The organism is Streptomyces sp. NPDC006335, from assembly GCF_040612795.1.
GTDB lineage: Bacteria > Actinomycetota > Actinomycetes > Streptomycetales > Streptomycetaceae > Streptomyces.
The window spans coordinates 80886-97923 of sequence record NZ_JBEXQX010000020.1; the positions used below are offsets into that span (position 1 = coordinate 80886).

Below are 17038 nucleotides of genomic sequence, written 5' to 3' on the forward strand. Positions count from 1 at the left end.
AGTGCACGCGTGGGTCAGCGGAGCGAGGGTGGTGAAGAGGGGGAAAGGGGCGTCAGCAGCCGCGGCGACACGCGGCGGAGGCCACCCGCAGCAGGTCGATGTGACCGCGCGTGGTGAGCAGGGCTGAACGCAACATGCGGCCGAAACTAGCCAGTCGGCGTGTCCACGGTCAATGGCGTCTCGCGGACTGGACCCGCCGTATCACGGGACGAGCGCCGCATGACGAGTGAATCCGGCGGGAGGGGTGAGGATGGGAGCATGTCAGACGCTTTCACCACCCGAGTCCTGAACGTCGCCTCCGGCTCGTCGGAGCGGATCGTCGACCTCACCGGCGACTGCGAGGCCTTCCTGAGGGAGGCCGCCGAAGGTCGCGACGGCCTCCTCAACATCTTCGTCCCGCACGCGACAGCAGGCGTCGCGATCATCGAGACCGGCGCCGGCAGTGACGACGACCTCCTGGCCGCCCTCCACACCCTCCTCCCCGCCGACGACCGCTGGCAGCACCGCCACGGCAGCCCCGGCCACGGGCGCGATCACGTCCTCCCGGCGATCGTGCCTCCGCACGCCACGCTGCCGGTGGTGAACGGGCAGCTTGAGCTGGGGACTTGGCAGTCGGTGTGCCTGGTCGACACGAACAAGGACAACCCGCGGCGAAAGGTCCGCCTCACCTTCCTCGCCGGTTCCTGATCGGCCCAGGAGTCAGGCCGGGCAGCCCGAGTCCGCCACGACGTAGTGGCCGGGCGCGGTCTGCTCCAAGGTGTGCACGGTGAACGTGTTCCACAGGCCCATGGGCTCCTCGGAGCCGTTGGCGTAGGTGCGGCCGGCGCTCTGGTGGGCGCGTCCGGCGGTGGTGTGGTCGTAGTTGCTCGCCGTGTGGCAGGTGGGTGTGAACCCGCTCGTGGCCGCGGTCACCGCGGCGGAGACCGCACCCGCCACCCCCGCCGGGTCGACGGCCGCCACCGTGTAGGTGTGGGTGGTCCCGGTGGCCAGGCCGGTGTCGGTGTACGCGGTGGACGTGGTGGTGCCCACCTTCGCGCCGCCCCGGTGGACGGTGTACGAGGCCGCGCCGGGTACGGCGTTCCAGCTCAGCGCCACGGTGGTGTCGGTGGTCCCCGTGACCGTCAGTCCCGTGGGAGCGGGCAGGGCGCCGGTGTCCGGGGTGTCACCGTCGAGCCCCCAGAAGCGGGCGGTGTGGTAGCTGGAGCAGATGGTGTCGAGGTAGTACGTGCCGGCGGTGCCGCACTGGTCGGGACCGCTGCCCGGGTCGACCGCGAGGCCGTGCGCCATGCCGGAGACGGAGTAGACCTCGACGGCCGGCCGGCCGGAGGCGTCGTCGTACACGCTCAGCGTGGTGCCCCCGCTCAGGTTCTCGGTGCGCGAGGGGGTCTGGCCGAGGCCCCACACGTCCGTCCACTGGTCGCGGAGCTCGGTGGCGTTGGCGGGCCGGACCGTGGTGTCGGCCGTACCCTGCCAGATCGCGACGCGCGGCCAGGAGGTGGTGCCGGCGGGCGCCGCGGCGCGCACCAGGTCACCCCACTGGCCGGGGGTCCGGTCCGGCGGGCTGTACATGCAGGTGTAGGCCGCGGACACGCTGCTCGCGCAGGACGCGGGCAGGCCGGAGTCGACGGACCCGCCCGCGAACACATCGGGGTACGCGGCGAGCAGGTTCGCGGTCATACCGCCGCCGGCGGACAGGCCGGTGACGTAGATCCGCCGGGTGTCGCTGCCGTAGCGCGAGACGGCCTGGTCGACCATCTGCCTGATCGACAACGCCTCGCCCCGGCCACGCGAACTGTCCGCCGGATCGAACCAGTTGAAGCACGAGTTGGCGTTGTTGGCGCTGCTCGTCTGGGGGAGGACCAGCGCGAAGCCGTAGCGGTCGGCGAACTTCGGCCAACCGGAGTGGGCGTAGTAGTCGCTCGCGCTCTGCGTGCAGCCGTGCAGGGCGACCACGAGCGGGGCGCCGGGCGGCAGGGTGTCCGGCGCGTAGGTGTACATGGAGAGGTTGCCGGGATTGGTGCCGAAGCCGGTGACCTGGGTCAGGCCCGCGGCGGACGCCGGGGGGCCCGCGGCGATCAGGCCGGCCGTGAGCGCCAGGGCGCCCACGGCGGCGGTCACCCAGCGGCGGATGCCCCCGATGAGGCGGCCCTTCGTGCGGTGGTGCGGGGGGTGCGACTGTCCCATGACGACTGCCTCCCGATGCGCGGGCGGGGCCCGTTGACTGGTGTGGCGTGCATCATCGAGGCGCCCCCGTGGGCCCCGGCATGGGCTGAGCAGCCAGGACTGGAGGAGGCGCTGTGTGACGGCCGCCCATAGTCGCGCTCGCGCTGGGCCGGCCGGTACGTGCCTGGTGACCCGGGATGGTGTCCCGCCCCATGGCCGACGGGCTGACGGTGGTCTGCCGACCCATGTGGTCAGGCGGGGAGGCGCCCTAGTCTCCGGCGCATCCTCGTACGCGTCCTCGGAGGCACACCGATGCGTCTGTCCCCCCGCTTTCCGTCCGGCTCACGGCCCCACCGCGTTCCCACGGCCCTCGCCGTGGCGGCTCTCGTGCTCACACCCCTGCCCGCTTCCGCCGCGGCGGAGCGCCCCGGCGCTCACTGCGCGCACCGCACGCAGCTGCGCGTGCCGGGTGCCGAGCACCAACAAGCGTCGTGTCTGGGTGAGTTGACCACCGCGGGCACGGTCGGCACGGGCCACACCGACCCCGCCGACTGGGCCGGACTGACAGCGAAGGACCTGACCGTCCCCAGCGGCGTGCCCGGCATCCAAATCGACGGCTACTTCCCCGACACCTCCACCACCAATACCAACCACGGATGGGGACACGACTCCCAGTTCGTCATCCGCCTGCCCGACCGGTGGAACGGCGGCCTGGTGGTCGCCGGCACCCCCGGCAACCGTGAGCAGTACGCCAACGACCGGGCCATCGCCGACGCGGTGCTCTCCCGCGGCTACGCCTACGCCGCCACGGACAAGGGCAACACCGGGGTCGCCTTCCACCGGGACGGGAAGACACCCGGTGACGCCGTCGCCGAATGGAACCACCGGCTCACCCAGCTCACCCGGGCCGCCCGCGCCACGGTCGCCCAGCGCTACCACCGTCCCCCGTCGCGCACCCTGGTGACCGGCATGTCCAACGGCGGATACCTGGTCCGCTGGCAACTGGAGAACCATCCGGAGCTCTACGACGGGGGAGTCGACTGGGAGGGCACCCTGTGGCGCCCCGACGGACCCACCCTCCTGGACTTCCTGCCCCAGGCGCTGCGCCACTACCCGGTGTACGCCGCCGGCGGCGCCGGCGCCCGGCAGGCGCAGGAGGCCCTGCACGCCGCCGGGTTCCCGGCCGGCTCGGAGTTCCTGTGGCCCTACCACCACCAGGTCTACTGGGACCTGACCCAGCGCGTCTACCGCGAGGAACTCGACCCCGGTTTCGACGGGGCGACGGAGGCCGGGACGCCGTACTGCACGACCGGCACCCCCGCCTGTGACGCCGACTACGACTACACCGCGCGCCCGGAGGAGGTCATGCGGGCCGTGGCGAAGATCGCCCTGACCGGTCGGATCGGCAAGCCGCTGATCACCCTGCACGGCACCCTCGACGTCCTGCTGCCGATCAGTCAGGACTCCGACGTCTACGCCCGTATGGTGAGGGACACCGGACGAGGCGGGCTGCACCGCTACTACCGCGTCGAAGGCGGCACCCACACCGACGCCCTGGTCGACCTGTTCCCGGACCGGCTGCGCCCCCTCGCCCCCTGCTACCGCACGGCGTTCACGGCCCTGGAACGCTGGCTCGGCACGGGCGTGCGGCCGCCCGCCTCCCGGACCGTGGCCCTGCCCGCCGGGGCGGACACCACCGCGTCGGCCGACGACTGCTCCCTGGACGGACGGTAGAGGAGACCACAAGAGCACGAGAGCACAAGAGCACGAGACCACCGCGTCCCGTCAGTAGACGGACAGCCCGTAAGCGCTCAGCACCTCCTGGATCGGCTGGTAGTAGGTGGTCCCACCCGTGGCGCAGTTCCCGGAGCCGCCGGAGAGGATGCCGATGACCTTGTCCCCGGCGTACAGCGGACCCCCGCTGTCGCCCGGCTCGGCGCAGATGTTGGTCCGGATCAGCCCGGAGACCGTGCTTCCGTCGCCGTAGTTGACGGTCGCGTTCAGCCCGGTGACCACACCGCAACGGACACCGGTGGTCGCTCCCCGGCGGCAGACGCTCTGGCCGACGGAGGCGGTCGCCGTCCCGGTGACGTCGACGGCTCCGACGGTGCCGGGGTGCGGTACGTCCGGGTTGGAGTAACGGACCACGCCGAAGTCGTTGCCGGGGAAGCTGGTGCCGATGGTGGGGCCGATGGTCGTCGTCCTGGCGGAGCTGGTGTACCAGGTGGGCATGCCGTCAGTGCAATGACCGGCCGTGACGAAGTAGTACGCGGAGCCGCCGCGCACGTTGACCCCCGCCGAGCAGCGCCAACTGGACGCGTAGATGCCGTCGCCGCCGGACACGAGCGTGCGCAGTCGGCCGTCGAGCCGTTCGACGGTCACGGCCCCCGGGAAGCGTCCGGTGGCCCGGCGGATCCTCGACAGGTCCGGCCCCGCGACCGTGGAGTCCGCGGACACCCGCAGCTTTCCGGTGCGCTCGTCGACCGTCCAGGTCGTCCCGGCGATCCCCAGGGACTCGACGGCCGAGGTCGCGCCGGACACCGAGGCGGCGGAGGGTGCGGAGCCGGCCGTGGGCGCCGCGGCCGCACCTGCGTCGGACACGGCGAGCGCGGTCACCACCAGGAGGCTCACCACCGAGGCGATCAACCGAGGACGTCTGATGCCGGTACGGCGTGTTCTGATCACTGGAGCCCCCCGGAGCGGTAGGTCGGTGCGGGGCACGCCCAAGCGGTCGCCGGGCGTGCGGTGCTTCCGTGTTGTGCCGTGCGGTGCTGCGCTGTGCGGGTGCGAAGGGTGAGTCGAGCTGCGCGCCGCGACCGCCGACGCTTCAGTCTGCCCGGCCGCGCCCGCTGTGGACAGACGGCCTTCGGCCGATGAACCGGTGTGCGCCTTGGGGCAATTGTGGCTCTTGCTTTGCCAGTGCATGCGTTGTTTTCTCTTGCCGCCCGGACCTAGCCTCACCAGCGGAACCGTGGGAAGGACGGGCATGCTGACGACCGTTCGGGAACAGGCGAAGGGACTCACCAAGGACCAGCGCAACGCGTTCGTCGCCGCCTATCTGGGCTGGGCGATGGACGCGTTCGACTACTTCCTGGTGGTCCTCGTCTACAGCGAGATAGCCGACGACTTCCATGTCTCCCTCACCGACATGGCCTTCCTCACCACAGCCACCCTCGTGATGCGGCCGGTCGGAGCCTTCGTCTTCGGCATGTGGGCCGACCGCCGGGGCCGCAGGATCCCCCTCATGGTCGACGTGGTCTTCTACTCGATCGTCGGATTCGCCTGCGCCTTCGCCCCCAACTACACCGTCCTGCTGGTGCTTCGTCTGCTGTACGGCATCGGCATGGGCGGCGAGTGGGGCCTGGGCGCGGCCCTCGCCATGGAGAAGATCCCCGCCGAGCGGCGCGGGTTCTGGTCGGGGCTGCTCCAGAGCGGCTACTCGCTGGGGTACCTGCTCTCCGCTGTGGCGTTCTTCGTCATCGAACCCGCCTTCGGCTGGCGCGGGTTGTTCGCCTTCAGCCTGGTGCCCGCCCTGGTCGCGCTGTGGGTGCGGAGCCGGGTCGAGGAGAGCGAGGTGTGGGAGAGGAGTGTCAAGCTCAACCGCACCCCCGCGCACCAGGTGTTCAGGAACCCGGCGGTGCTGAAGCGCTTCGTGTACCTCGTGGCGTTGATGACCGCCTTCAACTGGATGTCGCACGGCACCCAGGACATCTACCCGACCTTCGTCAAGAAGGGCCTGGGCCTGTCCCCGGACACGTCCATCGCGATCGCCGTCGTCTACAACATCGGCGCCATCATCGGCGGCGCGCTGCTCGGCGCCTTCTCCGAGGAGCTGGGGCGCCGCCGCACGATCATGATCGCGGCGGCCGGCGGCCTGGTCGTGGTGCCCTTCTTCGTGCTGTCCACGACCACGGGCTGGCTGATGCTCTCCTCCTTCCTCATGCAGATGTGCGTGCAGGGAGCCTGGGGCGTCATCCCGGCGCACCTGACCGAGATGAGCCCGGACGCGATCCGCGGCTTCTACCCGGGCGTCACCTACCAGCTCGGCAACCTGATCGCCGCCCTCAACCTCCCGATCCAGGAAGCCCTCGCCGAACGGCACGGCTATCCGGCGGCGATGACGTGGACCGTGGTGCCCGCCCTGGCCGTGGTGATCGTGCTGAGCGCCGTCGGCAAGGAGGCCAAGGGCGTCCGCTTCGGCGGCTCAGCCACCCCGGGCGACCGGACCACGAGCACGGCGGCGGCCGACGGCGCGTAGGCGTTCACGGGAGCGGTAGGCCTCCACAGAACCCCGTAGGCCGACTACCTCCGCGCCCCCGGTGCCCTGCTCACGCCGTCACCTCGACGCCGAGCTCGTCGAGCAGGCCGCGCACCCGCCGCTCGATCTCGTCGCGGATCGGCCGGACGGCCTGGACGCCCTGTCCGGCGGGGTCGTCCAGCGTCCAGTCCAGGTACCGCTTGCCGGGGAAGTACGGACAGGCGTCCCCGCAGCCCATGGTGATGACCACGTCGGAGGCCTGGACCGCGTCGGCGGTGAGGACCTTCGGGGTCTCGGCGGAGATGTCGATGCCGGCCTCCTTCATGGCCTCCACCACCGCGGGGTTCACCGCGTCGGCCGGGGCGGAACCGGCGGAGCGGACCCGGACCCCGTCCCCGCCGAGACGGGTGAGGAAGGCGGCGGCCATCTGGGACCGGCCGGCGTTGTGCACGCACACGAACAGCACGGACGGGGCGGCGGGAGAGCTCATGAGGACACGGCGCTTTCTTCTGCTGGTCGGGCGAGGGGAGGGGCGGGAGGGGGGAGCTGCTGCTCGCCGTGCGGGACGACGACCTCGTCACCGGAAACGGGCGTGCCGGTAACGGGAGTGCCGGTCACGGAGGTGCCGGTCACGGGCGTCGCGCGGCCGAAGGTGACGGCGACCAGGACGAGACCGAGGCCCGCGCCGACGAACTGCGCGGCGAGGAACGGTGCCACGGAGGCGGGAGCGATCCCGGCGAAGGTGTCGGTGAAGGCCCGGCCGATCGTCACGGCCGGATTGGCGAAGCTGGTGGAGGAGGTGAACCAGTAGGCGGCGCCGATGTAGGAGGCGACCCCCACCGGTGCCAGGTGCGCCCGGCCGGCCCGCGCCAGGCCGAAGACCAGCCAGACCAGTCCCGCGGTGGCGACCGCCTCGGCCAGCAACAGATGTCCGGCGGACCGGTCGTGCGTCGACCACCGCACCAGGGGCCGGGCGAACATGGCGTCCGCGAGAACCGCGCCGGCGATGGCCCCGGCGATCTGTGCGGGCACGTACGCCGCCACCTCCCGGGTGCTGAGCCCGTCGGCCGTACGGCCGCCGGTGAACCAGGCGGCGAGGGTCACGACGGGGTTGAAGTGCGCCCCGGAGACCGGACCGAGCAGGGCGATGAGCACGCCCAGGCCGAACACGGTCGCGAGGGAGTTGGCCAGCAGTTGCACGCCGATGTCGCGGGTCAGCTCGCTCGCCTGGATCCCGGAGCCGACCACGACCGCCACCAGCGCCGCGGTGCCGACGGCCTCGGCCGCCGCCCGTCGCGCGAGGGGAGCGGAGGCGCTCACGCGGAGGCCTGCGCGGGGACGGCCGGTGTCTCCAGGAGGGCGGACAGCCTGCCCAGGGCCTCGGGGAGCACCCAGTAGTACACCCAGGTCCCCCGCCGCTCGGAGCCGACGAGACCGGCCTCGCGCAGCACCTTCAGATGGTGGGAGATGGTCGGCTGGGAGACGTCGAACGGGCCGGTCAGGTCGCACACGCAGGCCTCGCCGCCCTCGTGGGAGGCGATCAGGGACAGCAGTCGCAGCCGGATCGGGTCCGACAGCGCTTTGAACATCCGCGACAGCTCGGCCGCGTCCACCTCGCCCAGCGGCTCACGGACCATCGGGGCGCAGCAGACCGCGTCCTGGCCGAGCACCGGCAGATCAGCTTGTTTCGACATGCCTCTATGTTGACGCCTGTCGATCCAGGTGGCAACCTCCCCTGTATCGACATTCATCGATACAGTCTCGTCCCTGATGGGAGACCGCCATGTCCCGAGTCCAGCTCGCCCTGCGCGTCGCCGACCTGGAAGGCTCGATCGCCTTCTACTCCAAGCTCTTCGGCACCGAGCCCGCCAAGCGGCGCGAGGGCTACGCCAACTTCGCCGTCACCGAACCCCCGCTGAAGCTGGTCCTCATCGAGGGCGAGCGCGGCGAGGAGACCCGCCTGGACCACCTCGGTGTCGAGGTCGCCGGCACCGAGGACGTCCACGCCGCCACGACCCGGCTGAAGGAGGCGGGCCTGGCCACCTTCGAGGAGAACGACACCTCCTGCTGCTACGCCGTCCAGGACAAGGTGTGGGTGCACGGCCCGGGCAAGGAGCCGTGGGAGGTGTACGTCGTCAAGGCCGACGCCGACACCCTGGAGAAGGCCGACACCTCCCCGGACGCCTGCTGCGGAGCCACCGCCTGCTGCACTCCCCAGGAGCGGGCCCTCGACCCCGAGAAGAGCCCGGCCGAGGCGAAGGCCGCCGCGGGGTGCGCCTGCGGAAGCTGACCGGCCGCCACCGGTGCACCTCTGTCCGGGACGGCGACGAAGCCGTCCCGGACAGAGGTGCGGACAGAGGCAGTTACGGGGTGGTCAGATAGGCCCTTTCGATCGTCTGGATCAGGGTGTTGCCCGCCCGGTCGGTGAGCTCCGCGCGCAGGGAGACGGAACCCGCCGTCGCCGGGTGCTTCAGCGACAGGTGCGTACCGCCGACGGACTTGGCCGGCTGCCAGGTCCCACCGTCGTCGTACGACACCTGGAAGGCGAGCTCGGCCGGGCGCTGCCCCGCCGCCGCGCCCTCGACGGTGTAGGGCACCTCGAAGCGCCTGCCCGCCTTCGCGGTGCTGGCCAGGGTCAGCTCGGGGCTGAAACGGACCGTCGACAGGGGCAGTGCGGCGAACTCGCCTCCGGGGGTCTTCGCCGAGCGGAAGGTCCACTCCGCCCGGACGCGGGTGCTGACCGGATACACGGCCGGGTCACGGGAGCTGTCCACGGTCAGCCGGTACGCGGTGTCCTCGGCGGGCAGCGTGTACTCCGTGGGTTCGAGGCTCGGCGGGATGCCGTAGTCGTCGGCGATCTCCTTGCCGTTCGCCTCCAGCTTCGCCGTCGCCGTCGTGGCCTCGGCGAGGCCCCAGTGCCCGGAGCCGTCGCCGAACAGCGGCAGGAAGGCCCGCAGGGTGTTCCCGTCGCGGCCGACGCCGGGGTAGCCCCTGGCCGGTCCGGCGTCGGCGGGGCCGTTCAGTACCGGGCCGAAGACGCCCACGCCGAAGCGCTCCTGGTAGGTGTGGCCGGCCTGCCAGGTCCTCGGCATGCGCATCAGGAAGCCCTCGAAGGGCGCGTCCGGGCCCTCGCCCCAGCGCTGCCAGGTGCGCACCGACCACTTCACACCGTTGTCGAGGATGTACTCGGTGCTCCGGTACGGCAGGTCCCCGCGCATGTCGGTGTAGCCGTTCAATAGCCGTCCGTCGGGCAGGTGCGCGGTCACCTGGGCCTGGACGCGCCGGCCCTCGACCGCCGCACCGACCCGGAGGTCAACCTTGGCCAGCTGCTTTCGTCGGACGTGCGCGGTGAAGCCGTCCAGGCTGCCCTCCCGGTACCAGCCCAGGTGGTAGTTGACCGGCCTGCCCTGCTGGTCCTTGCCGGTCCAGCCGCCGGAGTACAGGGAGTTGAGCCCCTCCACGGGCTCGTCGGAGCCGAGCCGCCCGAACCGGGAGCCCTCGAAGGTGGGCAGCAGGAACTGGAGGGAGGCGTCGTCCCGGCCCTCGCCGCGGTCGTAGCCGATCGCGACCGCGGCGTCGTTGTTCACGGCCGCCGCATCCGGCACGGTGATGTCGACCGGCTTCGCCTGCCGGGCGTCCACGGTGACCGTCGTGTCCTTGTCCAGCCGCAGCCTGGGCCGGATCAGCACGGCGTGCCCGGGTGCGGACAGCGCCGGGTGGATCACCCCGGTCAGGAGGTAGTCGGCCTTCGGCAGCCGTACCGTCAGCTCGCCGTCCCGCTCGTCGGCGTAGTCGGCGTAGAAGCTGCCGACGAGACCCGCCACGGAGGTCACGGCGTCGCCCGTCGCCGCGCCCTGCTCGTCGATGTGCTTGAGCGTCAGGTCGTACGACTCCACCTCGCGGACCACACCGACGGCGGACCGCACCCGCACCTCGCCGTCGGCGGAGGTGGCCGTGACCGAGCCGCCGAAGCTGCCGTCCACGGTGCCGACGCGGGTGTCCGCGGTGACCTCGGCGCTCGCCTCGCCGCCCGCCGGGACGGTGACACGCTGCGGGGAGACGGTGAACATGCCCTCGGCGGCGGGCTTTCCGTCCACCGTGTAGGCGTCGACCGACAGGTCGAGGGTGACCGGCGCGGTGCCGAGGTTGCGGTAGGTGAGCTGCTCGGTCCGCGTCTTGTCGTCGTCGTGCGGCCACTGCTGGACGCCGAAGTCGACCGGCCCCTGCTCGGTGACGACGCTCTCCTCCAGCGCCCGGACCACGTCGACCCGTCCGGTGCCCTGCTGGTAGGAGCTGTAGGCGCCCGGTTTCGTGGAACCGGTCAGCACCGCTTTGAGGCGCTCACCGCTCCATTCGGGGTGCTGCTGGGCGAGGAGCGCGGCCGCGCCCGCGACATGCGGGGTGGCCATGGAGGTGCCCTCGATCGTGAGGTACCCGGGGATGTCGGAGGGGTACCACTCCGACAGGACGCTGCCGGCGGCGGACGCGGCCGTGATGGCGACGCCCGGCGCGGTCAGGTCGGGCTTGACCCCGCCGTCGCCGACCCGCGGGCCGCGGCTGGAGAAGGCGGCGAGCGCGTCGGACTCGTCGACCGCGCCGACGGTGAGCGCGGCCGCGGCGCTGCCGGGCGAGCCGACGGTCCCCTCGCCGGATTCGCCGGACTCGCCGTCGTTGCCGGCCGCGATGACGAAGAGGGCGCCTGACTCGGCGGAGAGCCGGTCGACGGCCTCCTCCATCGGGTCGACGCCGGGGGAGTCGGGGCCGCCGAGGCTGAGGTTGACGACGTCCGCGCCCTGGGCCACCGCCCACTCCATGCCGGCGATGATCCCGGAGTCGGTGCCGCCGCCCTGGTCGTCCAGCACCTTGCCGTTGAGGAGCCGCGCGCCCGGAGCGACGCCCTTGTACTTCCCCTCCGACCTCGCGCCGCTGCCGGCCACGGTGGACGCCACGTGGGTGCCGTGCCCGAACCTGTCGGTCGTGGCGCCGGTGCCGCTGAAGTCCTGCTCGGCCACCACCTTGCCCGCAAGGTCGGGGTGTCCGGTGTCGATGCCGGTGTCCAGGACGGCGACCTTGGTGCCGGTGCCGTCGAATCCCGCGGCCCAGGCGGTCGGTGCGCCGATCTGCGGGACACTCCTGTCGAGGGACGTCCGGCGCTTCCCGTCGAGCCACAGCTTCTCCACACCGGCCGCGGCGGTGAACTTGACCTTCCCCGCTGCGGAGTTGTGCGTGACCGCCTCCCAGAACCCGGCGCCGCGCTTCTTCGCGGAACGCATCGCCCGGCCGTTGACGACCGGCAACGGGCGTCCCATCCGTGCCCCGGCCTCGGTGAACGGGCTCGTCGAGGGGGCTTTCTCGCCGCGGAACGTGGCGATCAGCGGGAGGTCGGAGCGGCCCGCGTCGTCGTAGCCGTCCTTGACGAGCTGGGTGACGTCGAACAGGCGCGGATCCAACTTGCCCTGCGCCAGCAGCACTTCGGCGTCACCGGGGACGACCCGGGTGTGCCCGGCGACGACCCGGACCGAGAACCGCATGTTCTCGCGGCCCTTCGCCCGCTCCACACCCGAGACCTGGCCGGTGCCGTCCACCAGGACCCGGTCGCCGGTGACGAGCGTGACCGTCTTCACCGCGGAGGCCGTCCGGGCGCTCCTGGCGGAGACGTCGTCGACGGCTCCCGCGCCGGACGGCAGCCCGGCGAGGACCAGGGTCGCGGAAGCCGCTCCCGCGGCCATGGCCGCATGTCTGCGGCGTACGCGTAACTCCATGTGCACTCCTGAGAGTTGGGGGATCAGTGCGTCACGGGACGGAGGGGCCCGTGAGGAGACGGCCGTCGCTGTCGTACGGCCAGACATTGGGGACGCAGCCGAGCAGGCCTTTGATCTGCTGCATCATGGCGGGGGCCGGCCGCCCCTTCCCGGGGCAGGTGACATGGCCGTGGCCGAGGAAGTGGCCCACCTCGTGGTTGACGATCAGCGAGCGGTACCCGACGACGTCCTCGCGGTAGTACTCGGTGGCCAGGACCCAGCGCCTGAGGTTGACCATCACGTCGCGGTTCACGCTGCAGTTGACCTCGCCGCCGGTGTCGAGGCCGCCCTGGGCGCAGATCCGGTCGACGGTCGCCGGGGTGGCGAGGCGGACCCGGAAGTCGGTGGGGCCGCCGGACACCCGCTGGAACGCCGAGTGGCCGTCGGCCGTCCAGCCGCGCCGGTCGGCCAGGGTCCGCTCCACCTGGGCGGCGACGTCCTCGGGGGAGATCGTGATGCCCTTCTCCACCTCGACCCGGTAGCGCAGGGGCGTCCCCTTGCCGACCCGCTCGCTCCCGCCGGGCGCGGTGACGAAAGCCCCCGGACCGCTGCGGGGGAGGTGGGTCGTGGAGGGGCTGGGCGGGGCGCTGGACTTCTCCGGTTCCGGTGACCCGGTGGTCCGTTGCGGCTCGGGGCTCTCAACGGGCCGACTCTCGACGGGGGTTGGCGCCGCGGACGTTCGTCCCGCGTCGGACGGCAGCCACGCCACCACCGCGCCACCGACGGCCGCAAAGACCGCCAACGCGGCCAGTCCGCCCATCAGTTGGCTCTTCACGCTCCGCCCGGCGCGCTTGCGGCGACGACGGCCGGCAGGGTTCTGTTTGTGCGCTGTCACGGTCGTTCACGATGTGATCGCCATGTGATCGGGCCTGGCCCGGAGGATAACGAACCGATAACCCTCCTCGTGCTCATGGTCGTGTGGATACTGTGCGCATGTCACGTGTACTGCTGATCGAGGACGACCCCGCCGTGCGGGAGGGCGTCGCCCTGGCCCTGCGCCGCCAGAACCACGACGTCACCGCCACCGCGACCGGCGAGGAGGGAATGGACCGGCTGCGGGCCTTCCGGCCGGACATCGTCGTCCTCGATCTGATGCTGCCCGGCATGACCGGCCTGGACGTGTGCCGCGGCATACGCGCCGTCGACCAGACCCTGCCGATCATCATGGCGACGGCCCGGGGCGACGAGGTGGACATCGTCGTCGGCCTGGAGGCGGGCGCCGACGACTACGTCGTCAAACCCGTACTGGCCCGGGTGCTCGACGCGCGCATACGCGCCGTCCTGCGCCGGGCGGCCGGGGCCGCGCCCGGCGCCGGAAGCCTGCCGAAGATCGACACCTACGGCGACCTCGCCGTCGACCGGGCCGGCCTGACCGTGGCGCTGAACGGCGAGCCGATCGCCCTCGCCCCCTCCGAACTGCGGCTCCTGCTCACCCTCTCCGCCTCGCCCGGCCAGGTGTTCAGCCGTCAGCAACTCCTGGAGGCGGTCTGGGAGCACGACTACCACGGCGACGCCCGCCTGGTGGACGCCTGCGTCAAACGACTGCGCACCAAGATGTCCGAGCCGCCCCGAGCCCCCCGCTACATCCACACCGTGCGCGGTTTCGGCTACCGTTTCGCGGCGCCGTGAGGAAACGCCGGCTGCGGGGCCTGCGGGCCCGGCTGGTGGTGGCCTTCGGGCTCGTCGCCGCCGTCGCGGCCATCACGACCGGGGCCCTGACCTTCCGGGAGGCGCGCACCGGAGTGCTCCAGCAGAGCCAGGACGCCACCATCAGACAACTGCGGGCCCAGCTCAACCAGCACTCCGCCGAACTCGCCGTACCCGCCGACGAATCGGCGCTGCGGGAGTTCGCGCACGACATGGCGGCCACCGAGTCGCAGGGCGGTTGGCGGGTCCTGGTGACGTACGGGATCCTCACCGGCTCCTCCGCCCCCGGAGACCCCTTCACCGAGGTGACGCCCGCCCTGCGCGAGGCCGTCGGATCCAGCCGGGCCACCGTCTTCCAGCGGGTGCGCGGCGAGGGACGCACCTCCCTGGTCGTCGGCATGTCGATCCTCTTCGGCGGCCGGGACACCGTCGCCACGGCCACCGGGGTCCAGGTGTTCCTCGTCGTCCCGCAGACCACGGAACAGGCGTACGTCGACGCCCTGGTCACCGCCGTGGAACGGGCCATGGTGGCCGCCCTGGTGCTCGCCGTCGTGCTCGCGCTCCTCGCCGCCCGCGGGGTGCTGGTGCCGGTGCGCAAGCTGCGGCTCGCCACCCGCAGGATCGCCGAAGGACGCCTGGACACCCGACTCGCGGTCAACGGCTCCGACGAACTCGCGGACCTGTCCCACACGTTCAACGAGACGGCCGCCGCGCTGGAGTCGTCGGTCGCCGAGCTGCGCGAGATGGAGGCCCGGGCCCGGCGCTTCGCCGCCGACGTCTCGCACGAACTGCGCACCCCGCTCGCCGCCATGTCCGCGGTCACCGACGTCCTCGACGAGGACGCCGCCCGACTGGACCCGGACACGGCCACCGCGGTCCGGCTCATCAGCGAGGAGACCGTCAAACTCGCCCGTCTCGTCGACGACTTGATGGAGATCTCCCGCTTCGACGCGGGCGCCGCGGTGCTGCACCTGGACGAGATCGACCTCGCCGAGTCGGTCCGCCGCACCCTCGCCTCCCGCGGCTGGACGGACACGGTGGTGACCGATCTGCCCCCGTCGGACGCCGTCCGCGGACGTGTCGACCCGCGCCGCCTCGACGTGGTCGTCGCCAACCTGGTAGGCAACGCGCTCAAGCACGGTGCCCGTCCGGTGCGGGTGCGCCTGAGCGCCGGTGACGCGATGGCCGTCATCGAGGTGCGGGACAGCGGCCCCGGCATCCCGGCCCACGTCCTGCCCCATGTCTTCGAGCGGTTCTACAAGTCGGACACCGCCCGGATCCGCTCCGAGGGCAGTGGCCTCGGCCTGTCCATCGCCGCCGAGAACGTCCGTATCCACGGCGGCACCGTCCGCGCGGCCAACCACCCGGCCGGCGGCGCCGTCTTCACCGTAGAACTTCCGCTCCGGCGGGAGGAGTCGCCCGAGGAGAACCCGTCATGAAGCCCCTGCGCCGCGTCCCGCTGCTGGCGCTGCTCGCCGTCACCTCCTGCGGGATCCCCGCGACCGGCGTGGTGGAGGCAGGCGGCCCCGCGAGCGGGTCCCTCCCGCTGACGCAGGTCTACTTCGTCGAGAACGGCGCGCTCGTCGCGACGCCCCGCAACACCGAGCGGCCCGGTGAGCCCGAGGCGGCGCTTGTGCTGCTGATGGCGGGTCCACTGACCGGGGAGGGACGCGTGGGCGGCCTCTCCACCGAGGTGCCGGGCGTCCCGACGGCCGCGGCCCTCCCGACGGCCACCGCCGAGGCACCCGGCACGCCCTCCTCGGACGCCCCGACGGTGACGGTGAAGGGGGACAGGATGACCATTCGACTCCCGCCCGGCATGGGGAAGTTGTCCGACATCGGAGTGCGCCAGGTGATCTGTACGGCTGCCGCCGCCTACCGCCTCACCCGGCCGTCGGTCGGCGCGCTCACCGCCGAGGTGGCCTACGGCGCGGGACAGCGGGTCACAGGGTCGGACGAGGGCTGCCCCGATCGGTGAGGAGTCCTTGCGCCGCGGGAGTTTCCGACGGACCCGAAGGCGCCGCCGGTTCGGTGGTGTCGGCCTGTCGAAGCTGGCTCAGGAGCTGGTTCTGGCCCGCCAGGAGCTCCGTGAGGATGCGGCGGGCGGCGCGCAGGAGTTCGGCGACGTCACCGCCGGCGAGGGCGTAACTGACCGTGGAGCCCTCGCGGATGGACACGACGATGCCGGACCGCCGCAGCACGGCGAGCTGCTGGGAGAGGCTGGAGGGCTCGATGTCGATGTCGGCGAGCAGGTCGCGGACCGGCACGGGCCCGTTCTGGAGCAGTTCCAGGACACGGATGCGCACGGGGTGGCCGAGCATGCGGAAGAAGTCCGCCTTGGCCTGGTAGAGGGGGACGTGCACGGTTGCTCGCTCCCTGCCGGACGGTACGGGGTCGGTGCCGATCCTGCTGGTCGGGGACGCCGGGCGGCCACGGATTGGACTGATGTGGATGTGGCGACTTGAAGAAGTCTTCACATCGTGGGCGCACGGCGTCCCGACCCGGAGCAGATCTAGATCTCCAACTGCGCCTCCACCCGCTTGAGTTGGTGCCGGGCCATCGCCAGGTTCGAGCGGGCCTTGTCGAGGACCAGGTAAAGGAAGAGGCCGTTGCCGGTGCGGCCGGTCACCAGGCGGATGAGGTGGTACTGGTGCTCGAGCGTGATCAGGATGTCCTCGATCTCGCTCTTGAGCCCCAGTTGCTCCATGGTGCGCACCTTGGCCCGGATGACGTCGGTGTTGCCGGCCGCCGCGACCGTCGTGTCCAGGTCCTTGCCGCCGCCCAGGGTGCCCAGCGCCATTCCGCTGGTGTAGTCGACCACCGCGGCCGCCATCGCCCCTTCCGTCCCGGCCATCATCTCCTTCAGCGACACTTCCACACTCGCCACGGAGCCTCCCTTTGTGCCTGTGGATCGCGGCGGGCCCGTGGTCGGGTCCGTCCGCCGGATGAGGGGAACGTATGCGCGGAGCGGGGGCCGGACGCGGGGTCTTCGGGACTGCCCGGCGTTGACTGAACGCCATACCGAAGCGACCGCCTGCTGGGCTACAACTGGCCTTCCGGAGACGGAAGATGACGTCGGAACCGGACTCCTGGGGTCCGTCCGGGAGCCATGCGCCGCGCCGGCTCCCTTGTCTACGGCGGCTGTGTCGGCCGCGTCGGCTACGGCGGC

17 protein-coding genes are annotated in these 17038 nt (G+C 72.0%); 7 read left to right on the forward strand and 10 right to left on the reverse strand.

What is annotated here, in order from left to right; genetic code table 11:
* Window positions 1-52: 52 nt before the first annotated feature.
* Window positions 53-136, reverse strand: a complete 84-nt coding sequence (locus ABZ098_RS37590; protein WP_349817350.1) for a putative leader peptide — start codon at window positions 134-136, stop codon at window positions 53-55.
* A 122-nt stretch (window positions 137-258) separates the two neighbouring features.
* Here ABZ098_RS37590 and ABZ098_RS37595 point away from each other — a divergent pair, with 122 nt between their 5' ends.
* Complete coding sequence (locus ABZ098_RS37595; RefSeq protein ID WP_356598239.1) at window positions 259-687, forward strand: secondary thiamine-phosphate synthase enzyme YjbQ; 429 nt, start codon at window positions 259-261, stop codon at window positions 685-687.
* Between the two features lie 12 nt (window positions 688-699).
* Here the strand turns inward: ABZ098_RS37595 and ABZ098_RS37600 are convergent, their stop codons facing one another.
* The gene (locus ABZ098_RS37600; RefSeq protein ID WP_356598240.1) at window positions 700-2184 is read right to left on the reverse strand and encodes a PHB depolymerase family esterase; all 1485 of its coding nucleotides are present in this window, start codon (window positions 2182-2184) and stop codon (window positions 700-702) included.
* 291 nt (window positions 2185-2475) lie between these two features.
* Here ABZ098_RS37600 and ABZ098_RS37605 point away from each other — a divergent pair, with 291 nt between their 5' ends.
* On the forward strand, window positions 2476-3897 hold the full coding sequence (locus ABZ098_RS37605; RefSeq protein WP_356598241.1) for a tannase/feruloyl esterase family alpha/beta hydrolase: 1422 nt from the start codon (window positions 2476-2478) through the stop codon (window positions 3895-3897).
* Window positions 3898-3948: 51 nt separating this feature from the next.
* Here the strand turns inward: ABZ098_RS37605 and ABZ098_RS37610 are convergent, their stop codons facing one another.
* Window positions 3949-4848, reverse strand: coding sequence for a S1 family peptidase (locus ABZ098_RS37610; RefSeq protein WP_356598242.1), 900 nt, complete (start codon window positions 4846-4848; stop codon window positions 3949-3951).
* Between the two features lie 301 nt (window positions 4849-5149).
* Here ABZ098_RS37610 and ABZ098_RS37615 point away from each other — a divergent pair, with 301 nt between their 5' ends.
* Entirely contained in the window at window positions 5150-6421 is a 1272-nt protein-coding gene (locus ABZ098_RS37615) for an MFS transporter (protein WP_356598243.1), read from the forward strand.
* A gap of 70 nt (window positions 6422-6491) precedes the next feature.
* Here the strand turns inward: ABZ098_RS37615 and ABZ098_RS37620 are convergent, their stop codons facing one another.
* The 3 genes from ABZ098_RS37620 to ABZ098_RS37630 are packed head-to-tail and all read right to left on the reverse strand — an operon-like array spanning window position 6492 to window position 8115.
* Window positions 6492-6911, reverse strand: coding sequence for an arsenate reductase ArsC (locus ABZ098_RS37620; protein ID WP_356598244.1), 420 nt, complete (start codon window positions 6909-6911; stop codon window positions 6492-6494).
* A complete protein-coding gene (locus ABZ098_RS37625) occupies window positions 6908-7741 on the reverse strand; it encodes an aquaporin (protein ID WP_356598245.1) in 834 nt (277 codons plus the stop codon). The genes ABZ098_RS37620 and ABZ098_RS37625 overlap by 4 nt, the downstream gene beginning before the upstream one ends.
* Window positions 7738-8115 carry a metalloregulator ArsR/SmtB family transcription factor gene (locus ABZ098_RS37630; RefSeq protein WP_356598246.1) on the reverse strand — a complete coding sequence of 126 codons (378 nt, stop codon included), beginning with the start codon at window positions 8113-8115 and terminating at the stop codon, window positions 7738-7740. Before ABZ098_RS37630 ends, ABZ098_RS37625 begins: the two co-directional genes overlap by 4 nt.
* 89 nt (window positions 8116-8204) lie before the next feature.
* On the opposite strand from ABZ098_RS37630, the gene ABZ098_RS37635 reads away from it, so the two are divergent.
* Complete coding sequence (locus ABZ098_RS37635; protein ID WP_356598247.1) at window positions 8205-8711, forward strand: ArsI/CadI family heavy metal resistance metalloenzyme; 507 nt, start codon at window positions 8205-8207, stop codon at window positions 8709-8711.
* Between the two features lie 73 nt (window positions 8712-8784).
* On the opposite strand, the gene ABZ098_RS37640 is transcribed toward ABZ098_RS37635, so the two are convergent.
* Both ABZ098_RS37640 and ABZ098_RS37645 read right to left on the reverse strand, forming a co-directional pair.
* Entirely contained in the window at window positions 8785-12183 is a 3399-nt protein-coding gene (locus ABZ098_RS37640) for a S8 family serine peptidase (protein WP_356598248.1), read from the reverse strand.
* Window positions 12184-12214: 31 nt separating this feature from the next.
* Window positions 12215-12982 (reverse strand): DUF3152 domain-containing protein, encoded by a 768-nt coding sequence (locus ABZ098_RS37645; RefSeq protein ID WP_356598357.1) that lies wholly within the window; start codon window positions 12980-12982, stop codon window positions 12215-12217.
* 173 nt (window positions 12983-13155) lie between these two features.
* On the opposite strand from ABZ098_RS37645, the gene ABZ098_RS37650 reads away from it, so the two are divergent.
* Genes ABZ098_RS37650 through ABZ098_RS37660 form a run of 3 tightly spaced genes read left to right on the forward strand, consistent with a single transcriptional unit; the run spans window position 13156 to window position 15847 of the window.
* A complete protein-coding gene (locus tag ABZ098_RS37650) occupies window positions 13156-13851 on the forward strand; it encodes a response regulator transcription factor (protein ID WP_356598249.1) in 696 nt (231 codons plus the stop codon).
* A complete protein-coding gene (locus ABZ098_RS37655) occupies window positions 13848-15308 on the forward strand; it encodes a HAMP domain-containing sensor histidine kinase (protein WP_356598250.1) in 1461 nt (486 codons plus the stop codon). The genes ABZ098_RS37650 and ABZ098_RS37655 overlap by 4 nt, the downstream gene beginning before the upstream one ends.
* On the forward strand, window positions 15305-15847 hold the full coding sequence (locus ABZ098_RS37660) for a hypothetical protein (RefSeq protein WP_356598251.1): 543 nt from the start codon (window positions 15305-15307) through the stop codon (window positions 15845-15847). Before ABZ098_RS37655 ends, ABZ098_RS37660 begins: the two co-directional genes overlap by 4 nt.
* Here ABZ098_RS37660 and ABZ098_RS37665 read toward each other — a convergent pair.
* A complete protein-coding gene (locus tag ABZ098_RS37665; RefSeq protein ID WP_356598252.1) occupies window positions 15813-16232 on the reverse strand; it encodes a metalloregulator ArsR/SmtB family transcription factor in 420 nt (139 codons plus the stop codon). The genes ABZ098_RS37660 and ABZ098_RS37665 overlap by 35 nt on opposite strands.
* A gap of 149 nt (window positions 16233-16381) precedes the next feature.
* Complete coding sequence (locus ABZ098_RS37670; protein WP_356598253.1) at window positions 16382-16756, reverse strand: hypothetical protein; 375 nt, start codon at window positions 16754-16756, stop codon at window positions 16382-16384.
* Window positions 16757-17038 lie beyond the last annotated feature (282 nt).

What these genes read in the sequence shown, in the direction of transcription:
- ABZ098_RS37590 (WP_349817350.1), bottom strand. Translation starts at nt 136, where the DNA reads ATGTTGCGTTCAGCCCTGCTCACCACGCGCGGTCACATCGACCTGCTG.
- ABZ098_RS37595 (WP_356598239.1), top strand. Translation starts at nt 259, where the DNA reads ATGTCAGACGCTTTCACCACCCGAGTCCTGAACGTCGCCTCCGGCTCG.
- ABZ098_RS37600 (WP_356598240.1), bottom strand. Translation starts at nt 2,184, where the DNA reads ATGGGACAGTCGCACCCCCCGCACCACCGCACGAAGGGCCGCCTCATC.
- ABZ098_RS37605 (WP_356598241.1), top strand. Translation starts at nt 2,476, where the DNA reads ATGCGTCTGTCCCCCCGCTTTCCGTCCGGCTCACGGCCCCACCGCGTT.
- ABZ098_RS37615 (WP_356598243.1), top strand. Translation starts at nt 5,150, where the DNA reads ATGCTGACGACCGTTCGGGAACAGGCGAAGGGACTCACCAAGGACCAG.
- ABZ098_RS37620 (WP_356598244.1), bottom strand. Translation starts at nt 6,911, where the DNA reads ATGAGCTCTCCCGCCGCCCCGTCCGTGCTGTTCGTGTGCGTGCACAAC.
- ABZ098_RS37630 (WP_356598246.1), bottom strand. Translation starts at nt 8,115, where the DNA reads ATGTCGAAACAAGCTGATCTGCCGGTGCTCGGCCAGGACGCGGTCTGC.
- ABZ098_RS37635 (WP_356598247.1), top strand. Translation starts at nt 8,205, where the DNA reads ATGTCCCGAGTCCAGCTCGCCCTGCGCGTCGCCGACCTGGAAGGCTCG.
- ABZ098_RS37640 (WP_356598248.1), bottom strand. Translation starts at nt 12,183, where the DNA reads ATGGAGTTACGCGTACGCCGCAGACATGCGGCCATGGCCGCGGGAGCG.
- ABZ098_RS37645 (WP_356598357.1), bottom strand. Translation starts at nt 12,982, where the DNA reads ATGGGCGGACTGGCCGCGTTGGCGGTCTTTGCGGCCGTCGGTGGCGCG.
- ABZ098_RS37650 (WP_356598249.1), top strand. Translation starts at nt 13,156, where the DNA reads ATGTCACGTGTACTGCTGATCGAGGACGACCCCGCCGTGCGGGAGGGC.
- ABZ098_RS37660 (WP_356598251.1), top strand. Translation starts at nt 15,305, where the DNA reads ATGAAGCCCCTGCGCCGCGTCCCGCTGCTGGCGCTGCTCGCCGTCACC.